The following is a 19274-nucleotide window of genomic DNA, read 5'->3' as shown; positions in this document are numbered from 1 at the left end:
GCGATGCCGTGGGGAGCTTCCTGGGCCTTGCGATGATCGGCAGCCCGCAGAAGGTCAGAGCCAAGGTGGAGGTACTGCTAGAGCAGACGGGCGCGGACGAGCTGATCTTCACCTGTGATCTGTACGAACATGCAGACCGTGTTCGGTCCTATGAGCTGCTAGCGCAAGCGCTCAAGGCGCAGTGACGCTCTTCGCGGGTGGCCCCGCGAAGAAGGCCCGCATCAATTACGGCGGTAGACAATTTCCTTACTACCGCCTTCGCAGCTGCCAATCACTTTGCCATTGACCTCACCCTTCTGCACGACCTCCAGGGTGTAGCCTTGAACACCCTTGGCGTCGAGCTTTTGGGCAATCTCAGCCTTGAGCTCTTCACAGGGTTTACCAGCCGCCATCGTACCGCTCGCCACTGCCATCAAGCCTACCGCAAACATCAGTTTCTTCATCGATTGCATTCCTTGTACAGATGAGAAAGCTTGAAGAACGCCGCTTGGGCGCTCTCCAGAGTTATAACGCCATCACGCCCGGCTGAGCCAGAGCGGTCATGTTTCAGCTATTGGCGATACGGAAGCCGACTTTCAGCGTGACCTGAAAATGCTCAACCTTGTTGTCGCGGATATGGCCACGGGTTTCGACGACCTCGAACCACTCCATATGCTTGATGCTCTTGCCGGCTTCGGCCAGGGCATTGTTGATCGCGTCTTCGATGCTGGTCTGGGACGAACCTACCAGCTCGGTCTTTTTGTAGGTGTGATGATCGGACATGGCACTCTCCTTGGGGGACGGTGAAATTCAGCCTAGCAGCGCAGGCCTGGTTTACCTGCGAGCGGTGACTGCTCGCTAAAGTTCGATCGCACTTTCCCCACGCCCAGTAGTCGCATTCCTTAGAGCCCATACTGCGAAGGAGAGTCAACATGCACCGCAACTCGCTGCGTAAAAAATCCCTGGAGAGCATGGAAGCGGAGATCGAAAGCCTCCTGAAAAGCCTGGAGAGCCTGAAGCACGACGCCTCTGAGGAAACCCAAAAATCAGTGAAGGCAATGCGCAGCAGCGCTGAAAGTGCACTGCGCCATTCGCGCAGCCTGATCAGCGATGCCTATGAGGAGGTCAAGGAGCGTACCCGCCAGACCGGCATCGCAACCCGCGACTATGCCCAAGAGCACCCATACACCACCGCAGGCGTAGCCATCGGCGCACTGGGCCTGCTGGCGGCGTACCTGCTGTGCAAGCGCAACTAAGCGTTCTGCCTGGCAAGCTCGGCACGTAGCCACTGCGCCAATTGCTCGGCGCGCCCGTCAGCGGCGCGCCTGGGCACCCACAACGCCAGCGCGGCAGGGGTTGGCGAAAAGCCCCAAGGTGCGCTCAGGCGCCCCGCTTGCAGGTCATCAGCGACCAATGGCTGCGGCGCTATCGCCACGCCCAAGCCGGCAACCGCGGCTTCGAGCAAGTAATACAGATGCTCGAACCCCTGGCCGTAATTCAAAGCCTCAGCCCCCAGCCCCTGATCAGCTGCCCATGTCGGCCACGCCTGTGGTCTGGAAGTGGTATGCAGCAAGGCCTCACTGAGCAGCGCCTCGGCAGGCGCAGCGCGCAGGCGCTCAAAACCAGTAAAGTGCGGGCTCAGCACCGGGCCTATGCGCTCCTGAACGAGCACATGAACTTGCATATCTGCCGGCCATGGCGGTTCGGCATATACCAAAAGCGCATCCAGACCGGGCCGACGTGGATCCAGATCGCCTTCACCCGCAGAAAGGTGCAAGCGTAATTCAGGCAACTCAGCGTTCAACCGCCCCAAGCGGGGTATGAACCAGCGGGCCAGAAGGCTGCCGGAGCAACCCAAAACGAACGGTGCCTGGCTTAGATCGCGATTCAACTGCGCACACACACTGCGCAGCCGGTCGAACGCCTCCGCGCTGGCGTCTCGCAGACGCAACCCGGCATCTGTGAGTTTGATGCCCCGCCCGTCCTTGACGAACAGGGCCACGCCCAAATGCTCTTCAAGCACTTTGATCTGCCGGCTCACGGCCCCATGAGTAACATGCAGCGCTTCGGCCGCCTGGCTGACGCTGTTGAGCCTGGCAGTGGCTTCGAAAGCCCTGAGGGCGTTGAGGGGAGGAAGGTCGTGGGCCATGATACCTGTGAGTTTTCCTGACAAGTTTGCGCAATCTTATCGGTTTTCAACCGGGCTTGGCGTGGTTAGAGTAAAGCCCATCACTCATTCATCACGCCTTGGAGCGCCCCATGACCCAGTCCCAATACCGTCCCGGCCCCGACGCCAACGGCCTGTTCGGCTCGTTCGGCGGCCGCTATGTGGCTGAAACCCTGATGCCACTGGTGCTGGACTTGGCCCGCGAATACGAAGCAGCCAAGGCCGACCCTAAGTTCCTCGAAGACCTGGCGTACTTTCAGCGCGACTACATCGGCCGCCCGAACCCTTTGTACTTCGCTGAGCGCCTGACCGAGCACTGCGGCGGCGCCAAGATTTTCTTCAAACGTGAAGAGCTCAACCACACCGGCGCGCACAAGGTGAACAATTGCATTGGCCAGGTGCTGTTGGCCAAACGTATGGGCAAGAAGCGCCTGATCGCCGAAACCGGCGCCGGCATGCACGGCGTGGCGACTGCCACCGTGGCCGCGCGTTTTGGCCTGCCTTGTGTGATTTACATGGGTGCCACCGACATCGAGCGCCAGCAGGCCAACGTGTTCCGCATGAAGCTGCTGGGTGCCGAAATCGTGCCAGTGACCGCCGGCACCGGTACTCTCAAGGACGCCATGAACGAGGCGTTGCGTGACTGGGTCACCAATGTCGACGACACCTTCTACCTGATTGGCACCGTAGCCGGCCCGCACCCGTATCCGGCCATGGTCCGCGACTTCCAGTCGATCATCGGCAAGGAAACCCGCGCCCAGTTGCAAGAAAAGGAAGGTCGCCTGCCAGATAGCCTGATCGCCTGTGTTGGCGGCGGCTCCAATGCCATGGGCCTGTTCCATGAATTCCTTGAAGAGCCAAGCGTGCAGATCATCGGCGTGGAAGCTGGCGGCCACGGTGTCGATACCGACAAACACGCAGCCAGCCTCAACGGCGGCGTCCCAGGCGTATTGCACGGCAACCGTACCTACCTGTTGCAGGACAACGACGGCCAGATCACCGACGCCCACTCGATTTCCGCCGGCCTCGACTACCCAGGCATTGGCCCTGAGCACGCCTACCTGCACGAAGTAAAGCGCGTGGAATACGTCAGCATCACCGACGACGAAGCGCTGGATGCATTCCACGCCACCTGCCGCCTGGAAGGCATCATTCCAGCGCTGGAAAGCGCCCACGCCCTGGCCGAAGCCATCAAGCGGGCACCCGGCCTGCCTAAGGACCACCTGATGGTGATCTGCCTGTCCGGCCGCGGCGACAAAGACATGCAAACCGTGATGAACCATATGGCAGCCCAGGAGAAACAGGCATGAGCCGTCTTGAACAACGCTTCGCCGAACTGAAGGCCGAAGGCCGCTCCGCGCTGGTCACCTTCGTCACGGCTGGCGACCCTGGCTACGCGGCATCGCTGCAGATCCTCAAAGGTCTGCCGGCAGCCGGCGCCGATGTCATCGAACTGGGTATGCCGTTCACCGACCCCATGGCCGACGGCGTTGCCATCCAGCTTGCCACCCTGCGTGCTCTGGAAGCTGGCCAGACCCTGGCCAAAACCCTGCAGATGGTTCGCGAATTCCGTGTGGATAACCACACCACACCTATCGTGCTGATGGGTTACTACAACCCCATTCACCGCTTCGGTGTGGATAACTTCGTCGCCCAAGCCAGAGAAGCGGGTGTCGATGGCTTGATCATCGTCGACCTGCCACCTGAGCACGACGCCGAATTGGCCACGCCGGCCCAGGCAGCGGGCATCGATTTCATCCGCCTGACCACCCCGACCACCGATGACGCGCGTCTGCCGCGGGTACTGGAGCGCAGCTCCGGGTTCGTCTATTACGTCTCGGTGGCCGGTGTAACGGGTGCAGGCTCGGCAACCACCGAGCACGTGACCGAGGCCATCGCCCGCCTGCGTCGGCATACCGACCTGCCGATCAGTGTCGGTTTCGGGATCCGTACGCCAGAGCAGGCTGCTGCAATCGCACGTCTGGCCGATGGTGTGGTGGTAGGTTCGGCGCTGGTCGACAAGATTGCCCAGGCCAAAGACGCCGATCAGGCAGTGAGTGATGTACTGAGCCTTTGCTCGGCACTGGCCGAAGGCGTGCGCGGCGCACGCCGCTAAATCGCGCTGGCTGCTTCACGGGTTCACCTGCGAAGCAGCCAGCGAGGTTACGCAGGTTAACTCGCCAACAACTCTGCACAAGCTAACCCCCGAATATCGAGAGATTCAAAGGCCGCACGGCCCCCATCCAAATTGCATGATCGCGATGATCGGCCAGCTCATCGCCAGTCAGCGGGTGCAGAAATACCACAAGCCCCTTGCGATACAGCGCCAGCCAGGGCAACACGACCCCTACGAATTCCGGCTCGAAAGCCAGCTGGCAGCTCCAGTCCGGGTGCGGCCCGACCGGTTTCTGATGCATGCGCCCCATGCTCACGGGAAACAGCCGCGCTGCCTCTTCGCACAGCTCACGTGCCTGCTCGAAGGTGGACGCATCGTAGTAGATATGGGCGTGATAGCCCTTGATTCTTTGCACGTTGACTCCTGAAAACCCTGCAATCAGCCAGTGCGCTCATGCTCCAGCCAGTCGACGAAACGCTCGATCAATACCCCGCGCCGTTTACGCGGCGGCAATACCACATGATAGCCCCGCCGCGACTTCAGGCTGCCCTCCATAGGCCGGCATAGCAAACCCTGATCCACCAAGCCATCGACCAAGTGCCGCCAACCGATGGCTACTCCTTGGCCCGCAATCGCCGCCTGGATCAGCAGCGTGTAGTTATCGAAACGCAATTGGCCGGGCGGTGGTGCCGCCTCGACGCCCAGCCCCCGAAAGACGCCGGCCCAGTCGAACCAGCGGCTGGCCTGTTCACCTTTCAAATGCAGCAGCGGCAGCCGTTGCAAAGCCGCGGCTGACAAGGGTTTGCCATGAATCAGCCGAGGGCTGCAAACCGGGAATACCTCTTCGTCGAACAGCCAGCGGCTCTCACCTTGGTGAAAGCGCCCATCGCCGAACAGTATCGCCACATCGATATCCGGGCGCAGCATCCCCTGGCTGCGCTCACCGGTCACCAAGCTCACGTCCACCTGTGGATAAGCCTCGTGAAAGCGCTGCAGCCGGGGCATCAGCCAGAAAGCCGCAAAGGCGAAGTCAGTGGCTACCTGAAGCACCTCGCGCTGCCCGCGACCGCTGGCCTGGGCGATGCCATCCTCCATGGCCTGTAAGCCTTGGTGGACCTGCTCGAACAGCATCTGACCGGCTTCGGTCAGCTCGATACCCCGGTAAATGCGATCGAACAGGCGGGCGCCCAGTTGTTCTTCCAGCCTCTTTATCTGCTGGCTCACAGCCGGTTGGGTAGTGCCTAGGGCCAGGGCGGCGGCGGTGAAACTGCGCAAGCGTGCGGCAGCCTCAAATACCCGCAGGGAATCCAGCGACAGTTCAGCAAGGCGCTCAAACATAAGTGTGGCTAATCCCAGTCATTGCCCGCCATGGGCTTTACCCAAATTACCCACAGTCGCATCGTGATAGGCAAGCGTTTCGCATAATTCTCTACGATGGGAGCCTTCATGACACGCCCGAATATCCTGTTCATCATGGCCGACCAGATGGCCGCCCCATTACTGCCGATCTATGGCCCTTCAGCCATCCAGATGCCGCACCTGAGCCGTCTGGCCCAAGATGCGGTGGTGTTCGATTCGGCGTATTGCAACAGCCCATTATGCGCGCCATCACGCTTCACGCTGGTCAGCGGCCAGCTGCCCAGCCGCATTGGTGCCTACGACAACGCGGCCGACTTCCCCGCCGACGTGCCGACCTATGCGCACTACCTGCGCCGCTTAGGCTATCGCACAGCCCTGTCGGGCAAGATGCACTTCTGCGGGCCGGACCAGTTGCATGGTTACGAGGAACGTCTGACCAGCGATATCTATCCAGCCGACTATGGCTGGGCGGTGAACTGGGATGAGCCTGATGTGCGCCCAACTTGGTACCACAACATGTCTTCGGTGCTCCAGGCCGGGCCGTGCGTGCGCACCAATCAGCTGGATTTCGACGAGGAAGTGCTGTTCAAGGCCCGCCAGTATCTGTATGACCATGTGCGCGAGAATGATGGCCGTCCGTTCTGCCTGACGGTATCGATGACCCATCCACATGATCCATACACCATCCCCAAGCGCTATTGGGATCGCTACGCAGATGTGGATATCCCCATGCCCCGCGCGGAGTTCAATCAGGAGGCACTTGACCCTCATTCTCAGCGCCTGCTCAAGGTCTATGACCTCTGGAACAAACCACTGCCTGTGGAAAAGATTCGCGATGCTCGGCGTGCCTACTTCGGCGCTTGCAGCTACATCGATGACAATATCGGCCAACTGCTGCAAACGCTGGAAGAGTGCGACCTTGCCGAGGACACCCTGATCGTCTTCTCGGGTGACCATGGCGATATGCTTGGCGAGCGTGGGCTCTGGTACAAGATGCACTGGTTCGAGATGTCGGCCCGCGTTCCGCTACTGGTACACGCGCCGAAACGCTTTGCCGCCCGCCGCGTCAGCGCCTCGGTTTCGACCTGCGACCTGCTGCCAACCTTGGTCGAACTGGCGGGTGGCGCTGTAGATAACCAACTGCACTTGGACGGCCGCTCATTGCTTGGTCATCTTCAAGGGCAGGGCGGCCACGACGAGGTGATCGGTGAATACATGGCCGAAGGTACCGTCGGCCCGCTGATGATGATCCGCCGGGGGCCCCATAAATTCGTGTACAGCGAAGACGACCCCTGCCTACTCTGTGACCTGAGCCGCGACCCGCACGAACGGGAGAACCTCACCGGCAGCCCTGACCACCAGGCACTGCTGCAGGCATTCGTCGATGAAGCACGCCAACGCTGGGATATCGCTACCCTGCGCCAACAAGTGCTGGCCAGCCAACGCCGCCGCCGCCTGGTGGCCGAGGCGCTGGCCATCGGCAAGCTGAACAGCTGGGATCATCAACCCTGGGTGGACGCCAGCCAACAGTACATGCGCAACCATATCGATCTCGATGACCTCGAGCGCAAGGCACGTTATCCACAGCCCGCCCCCATGGATTGAACACAGAGGCCGCCATGCACAAGATCGCTACCGCCGTATTCGCACTAGCCCTGACCACCACAGCGGCCCAAGCCGCTGACCCCGACGCGCAATGCAGCACGGTCAAACTGGCCGACCCCGGCTGGAGCGACATCGCTTCGACCAACGCCGTGGCTCGCCTGCTGTTGGAAGGCCTGGGTTACCAGGTGAAGATCGACAGCCTGGCCGTCCCGATCATCTATGGCGGCCTCAAGGATGGCCGTGTCGACGCTTTCCTGGGCAACTGGATGCCGGCACAGCAGGGCTTTCACGACAAGTTCATCGCCAATGGTGATGTGCAGCGACTGTCGCGCAACCTGGAGGGCACAGAGTTCACTCTGGCAGTGCCGGACTACGTGTGGAATGCCGGGGTGAAAGATTTCGCCGATCTGCAAAAGCACGCCGACCAGTTCGACAAGAAGCTCTATGGCATCGGCTCTGGCGCGCCGGCGAACCTGTCACTCAAGGAAATCATCGACAAGAACGAATTCGATCTGGGCCAATGGAAGCTGGTGGAATCCAGCGAACAGGCAATGCTGGCCCAAGTGGACCGGGCTGTGAAAAAACAAAAGTTCATCGCCTTCCTCGGCTGGACTCCGCATCCGATGAACGTAAAGCTCAAGATGCATTACCTGACGGGCGGCGAGAAGTGGTTCGGCAGCAAAGGCGAGGTGTTCACCCTGACCCGCAAGGGTTATTCACAGGCCTGCCCGAACGCGGCCAAAGTGCTGGCGAATCTGAGCTTCACCCTGGACATGGAGAACGCCATCATGGCCGAGGTGGTGGACAAGAAAATCAGCTTCGATGAAGCGGCCAAGGCTTGGGTGAAGCAACACCCCGCACGGTTGCAAGGGTGGTTATCGGGGGTGACCACCAAAGCCGATGGCAATGCCCTGGAGGCTGTAAAAGCCAAGCTGTGATACCCAACCCAGCTATTCCTCCATGGGGGCAACACTGGCGCAAACGGTGCTAATTACCGCGCTGGACACAACGTCGGTGAATCCGCCCCCTCAAGGATTAAGTAAAGCCCGGAACTGTCAGCCGCGAGCGAGTTGCCGGCGGAGCTCTGCAAGGACCGGCGCCGTATCCGGTCGCACGCCACGCCAGATGAAGAACGCTTCAGCCGCCTGCTCGGCCAGCATGCCCAAACCATCCAGAACCTTGGCAGCTCCCAACGTCGCGGCCCATTGGCAGAAGGGGGTCGGCTCTTTGCCATACATCATGTCGTAGCACACCGTGCGGCCCGCCTCGACGAGGCTGTCGGCGATCGGCGGCAATTCACCGGCCAGGCTAGCAGAGGTGGCATTGATGATCACATCCACCGGCTCCTGCAACCAGGCAAATCCGCTGGCCGCCACCGGGCCCAGTTCATCGAACTCCCGCGCCAGCTGCTCGGCCTTCTCGACCGTACGGTTGGCAATCACCAACGACTGCGGCTGATGGGCCAGGATAGGTTCGAGCACGCCGCGTACGGCGCCGCCAGCACCCAGAATGAGGATACGCTTGCCGGCCAACTCCACCCCTGCGTTCACCGTCAGATCGCGCACCAGCCCAGCACCGTCGGTGTTGTCGCCTTGCAGCGTGCCATCAGGCAGCTTGCTCAGTGTGTTCACGGCACCTGCGCGGTGGGCACGAGGGGTGAGGCTGTCGCACAGGCGGTAGGCTTCTTCCTTGAACGGCACGGTCACATTGGCGCCACTGCCTTGCTTGAAGAAGCCACGTGCGCAATCGCTGAATTCGTCCAGTGGCGCCAGCAGCGTGGCGTATTCCAGGTCCTGCCCGGTCTGTTCGGCGAACAGGCGGTGAATCAACGGCGACTTGCTATGACCGATGGGGTTACCGAAGACAACATACTGGTCCATTTCGATTCCTTGTTTATCTACAGGCTTACTGGCCAAGCCAGTCGCGGTCCTGAAGGAAGTAGTCAGTCAGGCGTGCCTCCTCAGTGCCCGGCGCCGCCTTCCAGTCGTAGCCCCAGCGCACCTGCGGCGGTAGCGACATCAAAATGGATTCGGTGCGCCCACCTGACTGCAGGCCGAACAAGGTGCCACGGTCGTAAACCAGGTTGAATTCCACATAGCGCCCACGGCGGTACTCCTGGAACTCGCGCTGCTGGGGCGTGAAGGGCGTGTGCTTGCGGCGCTGAACGATCGGCAGGTAGGCCTCGACATAGGCATCGCCAATGGCACGCAGGAAAGCGAAACAGGTATCGAAGTCCCATTCGTTGAGGTCATCGAAGAACAGCCCGCCGATACCACGTGGCTCGCCACGGTGTTTGATGTGGAAGTAGCGGTCGCACCAGGCCTTGTAACGCGGGTATACATCAGCACCGAATGGCGCACAGGCTTGTTCGGCAACGCGGTGCCAATGAATGCAGTCCTCGTCATGGCCGTAGTACGGGGTGAGATCGAAACCGCCGCCAAACCACCAGACCGCTTCTTCACCTTCCTTTTCGGCAATGAAAAAACGTACGTTGGCGTGAGACGTCGGCACATGAGGGTTATGCGGGTGAATCACCAATGACACACCCAGGGCCTCGAAACCCCGGCCCGCCAGCTCGGGGCGGTGGGCACTGGCTGAAGGCGGCAAGCCTGCGCCGAACACATGGGAAAAGTTGACCCCACCTTTTTCGATCAACTTGCCGTCACCGATCACCCGCGTGCGACCGCCGCCCCCAGCTTCGCGCACCCAGGCATCCTCGACGAAGCGGGCGCCGCCGTCTTCGGCTTCGAGGGCAGAGCAGATGCGGTCTTGCAGATCGAGCAGGTAGGCTTTCACGGCCTCGGTGCGGCTAGTCATCAGGTCACCAGGAACGGGCAGGGAAGAATTCGCCGCGTAGCATACCACCCCCGGCGCGCCCGCCGCAGTTGACGGCGGTCAAGCAAAGGCGTCCGATAGAAGGCCTTTCCCCGTTCCCGACAACAGGAGTGCGAGATGGCCAAGCGTATTCAGTTCAGCCAGCATGGCGGCCCAGAGGTGTTGCAGCTTGTGGAGTTCGAACCTGCTGCACCGGGGCCCCAGCAGGTACGCGTGCGTAACCATGCGATCGGCCTGAACTTCATCGACACGTATTTTCGCAGCGGGCTGTACTCCCCGCCGTCCCTTCCCAGCGGCGTGGGCACCGAGGCCGCTGGTGTCGTCGAGGCCGTGGGCGAGGGCGTGACCCGGCTGAATGTTGGTGACCGGGTGGCCTATGGCACTGGCCCCCTTGGCGCTTACAGCGAGGTGCATACCTTGCCGGAAGCCAACCTGGTCAAGCTGCCCGACGATATCAGCTTCGAGCAGGCGGCAGCGGTGATGCTCAAGGGGCTGACCGTGCAGTACCTGCTGAAACAGACCTATGAGGTCAAACCGGGTGACGTGATCCTGTTCCACGCCGCAGCAGGCGGTGTGGGTTCCCTGGCGTGCCAGTGGGCCAAGGCCCTGGGCGCCAAGCTGATCGGTACCGTGAGCTCTGCCGAGAAGGCCGAGCGGGCCAAGGCGCTGGGGGCATGGGAAACCATCGATTACAGCCGTGAAGACGTGGCCAAACGCGTGCTGGAGCTGACCGATGGCAAAAAGTGCCCGGTGGTTTACGACGGCGTCGGCGCCGACACCTGGCTGACCTCGCTGGACTGCCTGCAACCTCGCGGGCTGATGGTGAGCTTCGGCAATGCTTCAGGCGCGGTGAGCGGCGTGAACCTGGGCATCCTGTCGCAGAAAGGCTCGCTGTATGTCACCCGGCCGACCCTGGCGACCTATGCAAACAATGCCGAGAACACCCAGGCGATGGCCGATGACCTGTTTGCGATGATCGGCAGTGGCAAGCTGGTTGTGGATATTCAGCAGCGGTATGCGCTGAGCGAGGCGGCCAAGGCGCAGGAGGCGCTGTCGGCCCGTAGGACGGTGGGGTCTACGGTTTTGTTGCCTTGAGAGGGTGAGACTGAGGTAGGGCTGTCAGGCGCTAAAACCCAAAGGCAGGCACCTGTCAGCCCTCTGATCTTACTTTTCAGCCTCTGCGGCCGCGTGCAGTCTAACCGCCACAGTCTCAGCCCGGCCGAACGACCTCACCCGTAACCAAATCTCGAATCACACTGGGATTCTTGCGCCCACCCAGCGCCCCACCCAGTACCAGGTCGAGCTGGCCATGGAAGTACTGCTCCACCCGCAACCGGCTCTTCGCCGCCGGGCGCCCGCCCGGGTTGCATGAAGTGGAAATCAGCGGCCCCACCAGCGCACACAGCTCGCGCACCTGAGGATGATCGCTCACCCGCAGCGCCACGGTATCGTGCTGCCCGGTCACCCACTCAGGCAAGAGATCCTGGTGCGGTACCAGCCAGGTGTTCGGGCCGGGCCAGGTGCTGCTCATGCGGTCGATCCAGTCCTCGGGGAAGTCCTCGAACAGAAAGTCGAACTGGCGGATGTTGTCGGCGATCAGGATCAGGCCTTTATCCACAGGTCGGGATTTAAGCGCCAGCAGACGATATACCGCGTCCTCGTTCCACGGGTCGCAGCCCAGGCCCCAGACCGCTTCCGTAGGGTAGGCGATGACTGCGCCCGCCCTGATCTCACGTGCGGCTTGTTGCACACGAAAACTGCTCACCATTTTGCGTTTCTCCGCCTTGTTGACCTTGCCTGCGCGCAGTGTACTTAGCCGGCGCGGGCAAACCAACGCCCGCCGACATTGCTGACCCGGCCTTCAAGTTCCAGCTCGGTCAACTGCGCCAGCACCTCGGCCAGCGACTGTTCAGTGAAGTGGGCCAGGTTCTCGCTAGTCTGTGGCGCAGCATGGAGCAGGGCAAGCAGCGGGTGAAGTGGCTTTTGCACCACAGCGGGGGGCAGGTTCTGCCAGCCGCGCAGGCTTTCAAGGATCTGGTCTACGCTCTCCACCAGCAATGCGCCGTCGCGAATCAACTGATGGCAGCCCTTGGCCGCAGGGTGGTGGATGGAACCTGGTACTGCGTAAACCTCACGGCCCTGCTCGGCGGCCAGACGAGCGGTAATCAACGAGCCACTGGCCAGGCTCGCCTCGACCACCAGCACACCAAGCGACAAACCACTGATGATTCTATTGCGCCGCGGGAAGTTGCCAGGCAGCGGCCCGGCATCGAGTGGGTACTCGGAAACCAGGGCGTTGCCGCTGTCGATCATCATCCGTGCAAGGTCGCGATGGCGCTGTGGATAAAATTTTTGCAAGCCGGTGCCTAGCACACCAATGGTGCCTCCACCGACCTCCAGTGCCGCCCGATGAGCGGCACCATCTATACCCAGGGCAAGGCCGCTGGTGATGGTGAAACCTGCTTGCGCCAGGTAGCGCGAGAACGCCCTGGCGGTGTCCAGTGCCGGTGGGGTGGCGCGCCTGCTGCCCACGATTGCGACCTGCGGTCGGTCGAGCAGTGCAGGGTCGCCCGCCACGAACAACAAGGGCGGCGCATCGTCGATTTCATTCAGTAAAGCAGGGTAGCCAGGGCCGTCCCACATCAGTAAATGCTGGCCAGGCCGCTCTAGCCAGGCCATGGCAGCCAGCGCGCCATCGCGCACTTCTGGGCTGCGCCGCGCATCGATGGTGGCTTGGCCAACACCCAGCGCGCGCCAGGCAGAGCCCGGCGCACTGAGTGCGGATGAAGCGCTGCCAAAGGCTTGGATAAGGGTTCGAAAGCGTCGCAACCCCGTCTCAGGCAAGCGATGCAAGCGTAGTCGGGCTTCCAGTTCTGCAGGCGCACAAGACGACGAATGGTCGTTCAACATACTGATCATCCTTGATCGATACAGGGCCATCTACGTGGCACAACCTGTGGATAAGTGTGTGAGTAACAGTTTGAAAAGCTGTCCATGATTTGCCGGCTATCAGGCCTATAGAGACCGTAGACGAGCTTTCGCAGGTGCTGAAATCAGCGTTTGCCTTTATTATGTGTGTTCAGTTTTCAACCGACAGACAGTGACTGCCTGACCTTATGGCCATCTTGAACATTCTCGAATTCCCCGACCCGCGCCTGCGCACCATTGCCAAACCGGTAACGGTGTTCGACGACGCTCTGCGTCAGCTGATCGACGACATGTTTGAAACCATGTACGAAGCCCCTGGCATCGGCTTGGCCGCGACCCAGGTCAACGTGCACCAGCAAGTCGTGGTCATGGACCTGAGCGAAGACCGCAGTGAACCGCGTGTCTTCATCAACCCAACGGTCGAAGAGCTCACCCACGATATGGGCCAGTATCAGGAAGGCTGCCTTTCGGTACCGGGCTTCTACGAAAACGTCGACCGCCCGCTGCGGGTACGGGTCAAGGCCCAGGATCGCGACGGCAAGCCATACGAGCTGGAATGCGAAGGCTTGCTGGCAGTGTGCGTGCAGCATGAGTTCGATCACCTCAATGGCAAGCTGTTCGTCGACTACCTGTCACAGCTCAAGCGCGACCGGATCAAGAAAAAGCTGGAAAAACAGCACCGTCAGCAAGCCTGATCCCGACCTTCCAGAAGGCTTGCTCCGGCAAGCCTTCTTCTTTTTGCAAGCGAGAACTCCATGCGCATCGTCTTTGCAGGCACTCCAGAGTTTGCCGCCGAACACCTCAAGGCCCTGCTCGACAGCCCCTACCAGATCGTGGCTGTTTATACCCAGCCCGACCGCCCTGCCGGCCGCGGCCAGAAGCTCATGCCGAGTGCGGTCAAAGCTTTGGCTTTGGCCCATGACATCCCAGTGTTGCAGCCGCAGACCCTGCGCAACCCCGAGGCCCAGGCCGAGCTCGCCGCGCTCGAGCCCGACCTGATGGTGGTAGTTGCCTACGGCTTGATTCTGCCGCAGGCAGTGCTCGACATCCCGCGCCTGGGTTGCATCAACAGCCACGCCTCGCTGCTGCCACGTTGGCGCGGCGCGGCACCGATCCAGCGCGCCGTGGAAGCGGGCGATGCTCAGAGCGGCGTGACGGTGATGCGCATGGAGGCCGGCCTGGACACCGGGCCAATGCTGCTAAAAGTGACCACCCCGATCAGCGCTGACGATACCGGCGGCAGCTTGCACGATCGTCTGGCTCAGATGGGCCCGGCGGCTGTGATCCAGGCCGTCGCCGGGCTGGCAGATGGTTCATTGCAAGGTGAAGCTCAGGACGATGCCATGGCCACCTATGCACACAAGTTGAACAAGGACGAAGCACGCATCGACTGGAGCCGCCCGGCCGTCGAGCTTGAGCGCCTGATCCGCGCTTTCAACCCTTGGCCGGTGTGCCACAGCACGCTCGACGGCGAGAGCGTCAAAGTTCTAGCCGCCAGCTTGTGCACCGGTATGGGTGCGCCGGGTGAAATCATCTCCGCCAGCAAGGATGGCCTGGTAGTCGCCTGTGGTGATCAGGCGTTGAGCCTGACCCGGCTGCAACTGCCAGGTGGCAAGGCGCTGAACTTCAGTGACCTGTTCAACAGCCGTCGCGAGAAGTTCGCCGCCGGCAAGGTACTTGGCCAATGAACCCGCGCTTGGCTGCCGCCCGTGCCCTCGCAGCTGTACTTAGCGGCAAGGCTTCGCTCAACAGTTCGCTGCCCGGGCAACTGGAGAAGGTCGACGAGCGCGACCGTGGCCTGACCCAAGACTTGGCGTTCGGCACCGCCCGCTGGCAGCCACGCCTGGACCTGCTGGCAGCACAATTGCTGCAGAAGCCGTTCAAAGCCGCCGATGCCGACGTGCAGGCGCTGCTGTTGGTCGGCCTGTACCAGTTGTTCTATTCCCGCATCCCAGCCCATGCAGCGATTGGCGAGACCGTCGGCTGCGCCGACAAGCTCAAGAAACCTTGGGCCAAGGGCCTGCTCAATGCGGTATTGCGCCGCGCCCAGCGCGAAGGCCAAGCACTGCTTGCCAGCATGGAACGCGACCCAGTGGTGCGCACCGCTCACCCACGCTGGTTGCAAAAATCGCTCAAGGCGTTCTGGCCAGAGCAATGGGAAGCCATCTGCGCCGCCAACAATGCTCACCCGCCAATGATCCTGCGAGTCAACCGCCGCCACCATAGCCGCGAAGCTTACCTGGCGTTACTGACGGCAGCAGGCATTGGCGCCAGCGCCTGCCAGTACAGCCGTGACGGTATCGTACTGGCCCAAGCCTGCGACGTGCGCAGCCTGCCTGGTTTCGCCGAGGGCTGGGTGAGTGTCCAGGATGAAGCCGCGCAACTGGCAGCTGACTTGCTCGAACTGGCACCTGGGCAGCGTGTGCTGGATGCCTGCTGCGCCCCCGGCGGCAAAACCTGCCACCTGCTGGAAGCCGAAGCTGGCCTGGGCCAGGTGGTGGCCATCGACCTTGAGGCCAAACGCCTGGCCCGCGTGCGTGAGAACCTTGACCGCCTACAGCTCGATGCCGAGCTGATTGCCTGCGATGCCCGCGAAACCGCCAGCTGGTGGGACGGCAAGCCGTTCCAGCGGATTCTGCTCGATGCGCCATGCTCGGCCACCGGAGTGATCCGCCGCCACCCGGACATCAAGCTGACGCGCCAGGCCGAGGACATCCCGGCGTTGGCCACGCTGCAAGGCGAACTGCTCGATGCGTTGTGGCCGACCCTGGAGGTGGGCGGCATGCTGCTGTACGCGACCTGCTCGAGCCTGCCGACCGAGAACACCGAGGTGATCGAAGCCTTCCTTGCCCGCACCCCGGGCGCCCGCGAGCTGGACCTGGCCACCGCGGCCGGCCTGCGCCAGCCCCATGGCCGCCAGTTGCTGGCCCAGGAAGGCGGCCATGACGGGTTCTATTATGCCAAGCTGATCAAGATCGCCGCCTCGCGCGGTTAAGCACAAAGGGTAGGGAGTAGCGGATGAAGATCATCATCCTCGGTGCAGGGCAGGTAGGCGGTACGCTGGCCGAACACCTGGCCAGCGAAGCCAACGATATCACCGTGGTCGATACCGATGGCGACCGCCTGCGCGACCTCGGCGACCGCCTGGACATCCGTACCGTACAGGGCCGCGGTTCGCTGCCCACGGTGCTGCGCCAGGCCGGTGCCGACGATGCCGACATGCTAATTGCGGTGACCAACAGCGACGAAACCAACATGGTCGCCTGCCAGGTGGCCTATACGCTGTTCCACACCCCGACCAAGATCGCCCGAGTGCGCGAGTCAGCCTACCTCACCCGTGAGGAGCTGTTCGACAATGACCATATTCCGGTCGACGTGCTGATCAGCCCTGAGCAGGTAGTGACCAACTATATCAAGCGCCTGATCGAGCACCCAGGCGCCCTGCAGGTGATCGACTTTGCCGGTGGCAAAGCGCAACTGATGGCAGTGAAGGCCTATTACGGCGGCCCATTGGTGGGCCAGCAACTGCGTCAGATCCGCGCCCACATGCCCAATGTGGATACGCGCGTTGCGGCCATCTTCCGCCGCGACCGCCCAATTACACCACGCGGCGATACGGTGATCGAAGCCGATGACGAAGTGTTCTTCATCGCCGCAAAGAAGGACATCCGCGCCGTAATGGGCGAACTGCGCCGCCTCGATGAAACCAACAAACGCGTGGTCATCGCCGGCGGAGGGCAAATCGGCGAGCGCTTGGCCGAGGCCATCGAAAGCCGCTACCAAGTGAAGATCATCGAAATGAGCCAAGCTCGTTGCCGTTATCTTTCCGACACCTTGGAAAGCACCGTGGTGTTGCAGGGCAGTGCTTCGGACAAGGACCTGATGCTCGAAGAGAACATCGCCGACGCCGATATATTTCTGGCCCTGACCAACGACGACGAGGCCAACATCATGTCCTCGCTGCTGGCCAAGCGCCTGGGCGCACGCAAGGTGATGACCATCATCAACAACCCGGCCTATGTCGACCTCGTGCAGGGCGGTGAGATCGACATCGCCATCAGCCCGCAGCTGGCCACCATTGGTACATTGCTTGCCCACGTGCGGCGCGGCGATATCGTCAGTGTGCACTCGCTACGCCGCGGTGCGGCCGAGGCCATCGAGGCGGTGGCCCATGGTGACGCCAAGTCGAGCAAAGTGGTTGGTAAAGCCATCGAACACATTACCTTGCCACCGGGCACTACCATTGGCGCGATCATCCGCGACGAGCACGTGTTGATCGCCCACGACGATACCGTTATCGAGTCAGGCGACCATGTGATTCTGTTCGTTGTGGATAAAAAGCACATTCGGGATGTGGAAAAGCTGTTCCACGTTGGCTTGAGTTTCTTCTAGGGGGCAAGCATGCGCGAATCGCTGGAGAAGATGCTGACCAAGGGTGTGGATAACCCGCTGCTGCGATTCGGCCTGGGTAAAGCCTGGCTGGATGAGGGCAATGGCGCCCAGGCGGCGCTGCACTTGGCATGCTGCGTGGCGCAGGACCCGAAGTACTCGGCTGCTTGGAAGCTGCTAGGCAAAGCCCACCAGTTGCAAGGGGACCTGCCTGCTGCGCGCAAAGCCTGGGAGGACGGCATCCTCGCGGCCCAGGCCCATGGCGATAAGCAGGCCGAGAAAGAGATGGCTGTGTTCCTGAAGAAGCTCAACAAAACGTCTGGTTGAAGCGCGTCGGTAGAAGCGGGTTTACCCGCGAATGCGTCGGTAAAGGCAACATCGCATTCGCAGGTGAATCCGCTTGTACAAATGCTTAATACCAGCGCGGCTCGCCTGCCGGGCGCTTCTTGAAGCGCTTCATGCTCCACATGTACTGGCTGGGATACTCGCGCACGTAACGCTCGACGACTTTGCTCATGGCTGCCGCCGATACGTTGACGTCGGTGCTGTACATCTCAGGCGGTGCCGCTTCGAGGAACACCTTGAAACCTGAGCCGTCCGGCAGGCGCAGCGCGTGCAGGAATACCCCCACCGCCTTACCACCGGCCAGCATGTTCGGCACGAACTTGCTGGTCAGCGCCTGAGTGCCCAGGAACGGCACGAACACTCCGGCTGATTCCGCCGGCTCCGGGTCGGCAGGGATACCGACCTGCCCGCCGCGCCGAACTTCCTTGATCACGCTCAGGATGCCTTCCTTGGTCGACGGGGCCACGCGGTTGCCCATCTGCACCCGCTGTTCACGCAACAGATCATCCACTGCCTTGAGCTTGGGCGGGCGGTAGAAGATGATCGGTTTGCACTGGTTGCAGTAGAAGTGGTTGAGCACTTCCCAGTTGCCCAGGTGGCTGGTGATGCCGACCACACCCTTGCCCGAGGCCAGGGCCTGCTCCAGCACCTCCAGGCCATGCACTTCCTTGACCAGTGCCAGCGAACGCTGCGGTGGCCAGATCCAGGCACAGGCACTCTCGACGAAAGACTTGCCGATGTCCTTCAGCGCCCGGCCAACCAGCTGTTCGCGTTGCGCCGGTTCCATTTCCGGAAAGCACTTGGCCAGGTTGATGCGCACGACGTTGCGCGAACCGTTGGGAACTTTCCACATCAGCCAGCCGATGCCGGCGCCCACACGCTGCACAGCGCCCCAGGGCAGCTTGGCAAACAGACGCAGCACCCCGACCATCAGGGCGCCCTTGAACTTTTCCACAGGCAATTCCTTATTTCAGCAAGGCGCGCATTGTAACCCCTCAGCGCACCAAGGCGGCGTAGCGATCGCAATCGGTGGTGTGGTCCATGACCATGCCGGTGGCCTGCATGAAGGCATAGCAGATGGTCGGGCCAACGAAGGTGAAGCCAGCTTTCTGCAGCGCCTTGCTCATGGCCTTGGCTTGGTCGGTAACGGCCGGCACATCACTACGGGCCTGAAAGTGGTTGATCTTCGGCTCGCCACCGACAAACGACCAGAGCCACTGCGCAGGGTTATCCACAGCCAGCCAGGCCTGGGCGTTGCGCCGGGCAGCTTTGAGCTTGAGGCGGTTGCGGATGATGCCCGCATCCAGCATCAGCTCCTCGATACGCTCATCGCTCATGGCGGCCAGTTTCACCGGATCGAAGCCATACATCACCTGGCGATAACGCTCGCGTTTGCGCAAAACGGTGATCCATGAAAGCCCTGCCTGGAACCCTTCGAGCAAAAGCATCTCGAACAGCAACGCCGGGTCACGCTGGGGCGTCCCCCACTCCTGGTCGTGGTAGGCCTGGTACAACGGATCGTCGGTACACCAAAAGCAGCGTGGCATAAGG

Annotated in this window: 22 protein-coding genes and 1 pseudogene; 12 read left to right on the top strand and 11 right to left on the bottom strand. The window is 61.6% G+C overall.

The features are described from left to right. Nucleotides 1-185, top strand: a pseudogene (locus J5M56_RS10425) (LLM class flavin-dependent oxidoreductase); the annotation flags it as partial. A gap of 36 nt (nt 186-221) precedes the next feature. Here the strand turns inward: J5M56_RS10425 and J5M56_RS10420 are convergent. Then, on the bottom strand, nt 222-443 hold the full coding sequence (locus J5M56_RS10420; protein ID WP_186476088.1) for a DUF1161 domain-containing protein: 222 nt from the start codon (nt 441-443) through the stop codon (nt 222-224). Nucleotides 444-546: 103 nt separating this feature from the next. Beyond that, nucleotides 547-762: a dodecin gene (locus J5M56_RS10415; RefSeq protein WP_060479073.1), complete on the bottom strand. Its 216-nt coding sequence runs from the start codon at nt 760-762 to the stop codon at nt 547-549. 149 nt (nt 763-911) lie between these two features. Between J5M56_RS10415 and J5M56_RS10410 the strand changes: the two genes are divergently transcribed. Beyond that, a complete protein-coding gene (locus J5M56_RS10410) occupies nt 912-1235 on the top strand; it encodes a DUF883 family protein (protein ID WP_060479074.1) in 324 nt (107 codons plus the stop codon). Here J5M56_RS10410 and J5M56_RS10405 read toward each other — a convergent pair. Beyond that, nucleotides 1232-2128, bottom strand: a complete 897-nt coding sequence (locus J5M56_RS10405) for a LysR family transcriptional regulator (protein ID WP_186476089.1) — start codon at nt 2126-2128, stop codon at nt 1232-1234. The genes J5M56_RS10410 and J5M56_RS10405 overlap by 4 nt on opposite strands. Nucleotides 2129-2238: 110 nt before the next feature. Between J5M56_RS10405 and trpB the strand changes: the two genes are divergently transcribed. Together trpB and trpA are read left to right on the top strand one after the other, a co-directional pair. Further along, nucleotides 2239-3456: a tryptophan synthase subunit beta gene (gene trpB, locus J5M56_RS10400; protein WP_186476090.1), complete on the top strand. Its 1218-nt coding sequence runs from the start codon at nt 2239-2241 to the stop codon at nt 3454-3456. Beyond that, on the top strand, nt 3453-4262 hold the full coding sequence (gene trpA, locus J5M56_RS10395) for a tryptophan synthase subunit alpha (protein WP_207936757.1): 810 nt from the start codon (nt 3453-3455) through the stop codon (nt 4260-4262). The genes trpB and trpA overlap by 4 nt, the downstream gene beginning before the upstream one ends. 82 nt (nt 4263-4344) lie before the next feature. Here trpA and J5M56_RS10390 read toward each other — a convergent pair whose 3' ends face one another. Then, on the bottom strand, nt 4345-4677 hold the full coding sequence (locus tag J5M56_RS10390) for a DOPA 4,5-dioxygenase family protein (protein ID WP_186476092.1): 333 nt from the start codon (nt 4675-4677) through the stop codon (nt 4345-4347). A gap of 23 nt (nt 4678-4700) precedes the next feature. Further along, the gene (locus J5M56_RS10385; protein WP_207936755.1) at nt 4701-5600 is read right to left on the bottom strand and encodes a LysR family transcriptional regulator; all 900 of its coding nucleotides are present in this window, start codon (nt 5598-5600) and stop codon (nt 4701-4703) included. Nucleotides 5601-5708: 108 nt separating this feature from the next. Between J5M56_RS10385 and betC the strand changes: the two genes are divergently transcribed. Both betC and choX read left to right on the top strand, forming a co-directional pair. Continuing rightward, on the top strand, nt 5709-7226 hold the full coding sequence (gene betC, locus J5M56_RS10380; protein WP_207936754.1) for a choline-sulfatase: 1518 nt from the start codon (nt 5709-5711) through the stop codon (nt 7224-7226). Between the two features lie 14 nt (nt 7227-7240). Continuing rightward, nucleotides 7241-8164, top strand: coding sequence for a choline ABC transporter substrate-binding protein (gene choX, locus J5M56_RS10375; protein WP_207936753.1), 924 nt, complete (start codon nt 7241-7243; stop codon nt 8162-8164). A 117-nt stretch (nt 8165-8281) separates the two neighbouring features. On the opposite strand, the gene aroE is transcribed toward choX, so the two are convergent. Together aroE and hemF are read right to left on the bottom strand one after the other, a co-directional pair. Beyond that, nucleotides 8282-9106: a shikimate dehydrogenase gene (gene aroE / locus J5M56_RS10370; RefSeq protein WP_207936752.1), complete on the bottom strand. Its 825-nt coding sequence runs from the start codon at nt 9104-9106 to the stop codon at nt 8282-8284. Nucleotides 9107-9131: 25 nt separating this feature from the next. Next, a complete protein-coding gene (gene hemF, locus J5M56_RS10365; protein ID WP_060479083.1) occupies nt 9132-10043 on the bottom strand; it encodes an oxygen-dependent coproporphyrinogen oxidase in 912 nt (303 codons plus the stop codon). A 135-nt stretch (nt 10044-10178) separates the two neighbouring features. On the opposite strand from hemF, the gene J5M56_RS10360 reads away from it, so the two are divergent. Beyond that, nucleotides 10179-11156, top strand: coding sequence for an NADPH:quinone reductase (locus tag J5M56_RS10360; protein ID WP_207936751.1), 978 nt, complete (start codon nt 10179-10181; stop codon nt 11154-11156). Nucleotides 11157-11271: 115 nt separating this feature from the next. On the opposite strand, the gene J5M56_RS10355 is transcribed toward J5M56_RS10360, so the two are convergent. Both J5M56_RS10355 and dprA read right to left on the bottom strand, forming a co-directional pair. Continuing rightward, the gene (locus J5M56_RS10355) at nt 11272-11829 is read right to left on the bottom strand and encodes an L-threonylcarbamoyladenylate synthase (RefSeq protein WP_060479098.1); all 558 of its coding nucleotides are present in this window, start codon (nt 11827-11829) and stop codon (nt 11272-11274) included. A 44-nt stretch (nt 11830-11873) separates the two neighbouring features. After that, the gene (gene dprA / locus J5M56_RS10350; RefSeq protein WP_207936750.1) at nt 11874-12971 is read right to left on the bottom strand and encodes a DNA-processing protein DprA; all 1098 of its coding nucleotides are present in this window, start codon (nt 12969-12971) and stop codon (nt 11874-11876) included. 206 nt (nt 12972-13177) lie between these two features. Here dprA and def point away from each other — a divergent pair, with 206 nt between their 5' ends. From def to J5M56_RS10325, 5 genes are read left to right on the top strand one after another with little or no spacing between them, the layout of a single operon-like run. Next, nucleotides 13178-13684: a peptide deformylase gene (def, locus tag J5M56_RS10345; protein ID WP_003260000.1), complete on the top strand. Its 507-nt coding sequence runs from the start codon at nt 13178-13180 to the stop codon at nt 13682-13684. Nucleotides 13685-13744: 60 nt separating this feature from the next. Beyond that, entirely contained in the window at nt 13745-14677 is a 933-nt protein-coding gene (gene fmt, locus J5M56_RS10340) for a methionyl-tRNA formyltransferase (protein WP_186476099.1), read from the top strand. Beyond that, nucleotides 14674-15984: a 16S rRNA (cytosine(967)-C(5))-methyltransferase RsmB gene (rsmB, locus tag J5M56_RS10335; protein WP_186476100.1), complete on the top strand. Its 1311-nt coding sequence runs from the start codon at nt 14674-14676 to the stop codon at nt 15982-15984. Before fmt ends, rsmB begins: the two co-directional genes overlap by 4 nt. A 23-nt stretch (nt 15985-16007) precedes the next feature. Then, on the top strand, nt 16008-17381 hold the full coding sequence (trkA, locus tag J5M56_RS10330; protein ID WP_060479088.1) for a Trk system potassium transporter TrkA: 1374 nt from the start codon (nt 16008-16010) through the stop codon (nt 17379-17381). Between the two features lie 9 nt (nt 17382-17390). Then, nucleotides 17391-17705: a hypothetical protein gene (locus J5M56_RS10325; protein WP_186476101.1), complete on the top strand. Its 315-nt coding sequence runs from the start codon at nt 17391-17393 to the stop codon at nt 17703-17705. A gap of 85 nt (nt 17706-17790) precedes the next feature. Here J5M56_RS10325 and J5M56_RS10320 read toward each other — a convergent pair whose 3' ends face one another. Both J5M56_RS10320 and J5M56_RS10315 read right to left on the bottom strand, forming a co-directional pair. After that, nucleotides 17791-18678: a lysophospholipid acyltransferase gene (locus J5M56_RS10320; RefSeq protein ID WP_186476102.1), complete on the bottom strand. Its 888-nt coding sequence runs from the start codon at nt 18676-18678 to the stop codon at nt 17791-17793. Between the two features lie 40 nt (nt 18679-18718). Beyond that, nucleotides 18719-19270 (bottom strand): DNA-3-methyladenine glycosylase I, encoded by a 552-nt coding sequence (locus J5M56_RS10315; protein ID WP_060479091.1) that lies wholly within the window; start codon nt 19268-19270, stop codon nt 18719-18721. Nucleotides 19271-19274: the final 4 nt, after the last annotated feature.

The organism is Pseudomonas sp. 51_B (assembly GCF_017491595.1).
GTDB classification, from domain to species: Bacteria; Pseudomonadota; Gammaproteobacteria; order Pseudomonadales; family Pseudomonadaceae; genus Aquipseudomonas; species Aquipseudomonas promysalinigenes.
Note: the sequence above shows the minus strand (reverse complement) of the source record. Positions and strands in the feature narration are given on the sequence as shown.

What these genes read in the sequence shown, in the direction of transcription:
- betC (WP_207936754.1), top strand. Translation starts at nt 5,709, where the DNA reads ATGACACGCCCGAATATCCTGTTCATCATGGCCGACCAGATGGCCGCC.
- hemF (WP_060479083.1), bottom strand. Translation starts at nt 10,043, where the DNA reads ATGACTAGCCGCACCGAGGCCGTGAAAGCCTACCTGCTCGATCTGCAA.
- J5M56_RS10405 (WP_186476089.1), bottom strand. Translation starts at nt 2,128, where the DNA reads ATGGCCCACGACCTTCCTCCCCTCAACGCCCTCAGGGCTTTCGAAGCC.
- J5M56_RS10420 (WP_186476088.1), bottom strand. Translation starts at nt 443, where the DNA reads ATGAAGAAACTGATGTTTGCGGTAGGCTTGATGGCAGTGGCGAGCGGT.
- trpB (WP_186476090.1), top strand. Translation starts at nt 2,239, where the DNA reads ATGACCCAGTCCCAATACCGTCCCGGCCCCGACGCCAACGGCCTGTTC.
- J5M56_RS10325 (WP_186476101.1), top strand. Translation starts at nt 17,391, where the DNA reads ATGCGCGAATCGCTGGAGAAGATGCTGACCAAGGGTGTGGATAACCCG.
- J5M56_RS10360 (WP_207936751.1), top strand. Translation starts at nt 10,179, where the DNA reads ATGGCCAAGCGTATTCAGTTCAGCCAGCATGGCGGCCCAGAGGTGTTG.
- choX (WP_207936753.1), top strand. Translation starts at nt 7,241, where the DNA reads ATGCACAAGATCGCTACCGCCGTATTCGCACTAGCCCTGACCACCACA.
- J5M56_RS10410 (WP_060479074.1), top strand. Translation starts at nt 912, where the DNA reads ATGCACCGCAACTCGCTGCGTAAAAAATCCCTGGAGAGCATGGAAGCG.
- trkA (WP_060479088.1), top strand. Translation starts at nt 16,008, where the DNA reads ATGAAGATCATCATCCTCGGTGCAGGGCAGGTAGGCGGTACGCTGGCC.
- J5M56_RS10415 (WP_060479073.1), bottom strand. Translation starts at nt 762, where the DNA reads ATGTCCGATCATCACACCTACAAAAAGACCGAGCTGGTAGGTTCGTCC.
- aroE (WP_207936752.1), bottom strand. Translation starts at nt 9,106, where the DNA reads ATGGACCAGTATGTTGTCTTCGGTAACCCCATCGGTCATAGCAAGTCG.
- def (WP_003260000.1), top strand. Translation starts at nt 13,178, where the DNA reads ATGGCCATCTTGAACATTCTCGAATTCCCCGACCCGCGCCTGCGCACC.
- dprA (WP_207936750.1), bottom strand. Translation starts at nt 12,971, where the DNA reads ATGTTGAACGACCATTCGTCGTCTTGTGCGCCTGCAGAACTGGAAGCC.
- fmt (WP_186476099.1), top strand. Translation starts at nt 13,745, where the DNA reads ATGCGCATCGTCTTTGCAGGCACTCCAGAGTTTGCCGCCGAACACCTC.
- rsmB (WP_186476100.1), top strand. Translation starts at nt 14,674, where the DNA reads ATGAACCCGCGCTTGGCTGCCGCCCGTGCCCTCGCAGCTGTACTTAGC.
- trpA (WP_207936757.1), top strand. Translation starts at nt 3,453, where the DNA reads ATGAGCCGTCTTGAACAACGCTTCGCCGAACTGAAGGCCGAAGGCCGC.
- J5M56_RS10315 (WP_060479091.1), bottom strand. Translation starts at nt 19,270, where the DNA reads ATGCCACGCTGCTTTTGGTGTACCGACGATCCGTTGTACCAGGCCTAC.
- J5M56_RS10385 (WP_207936755.1), bottom strand. Translation starts at nt 5,600, where the DNA reads ATGTTTGAGCGCCTTGCTGAACTGTCGCTGGATTCCCTGCGGGTATTT.
- J5M56_RS10355 (WP_060479098.1), bottom strand. Translation starts at nt 11,829, where the DNA reads ATGGTGAGCAGTTTTCGTGTGCAACAAGCCGCACGTGAGATCAGGGCG.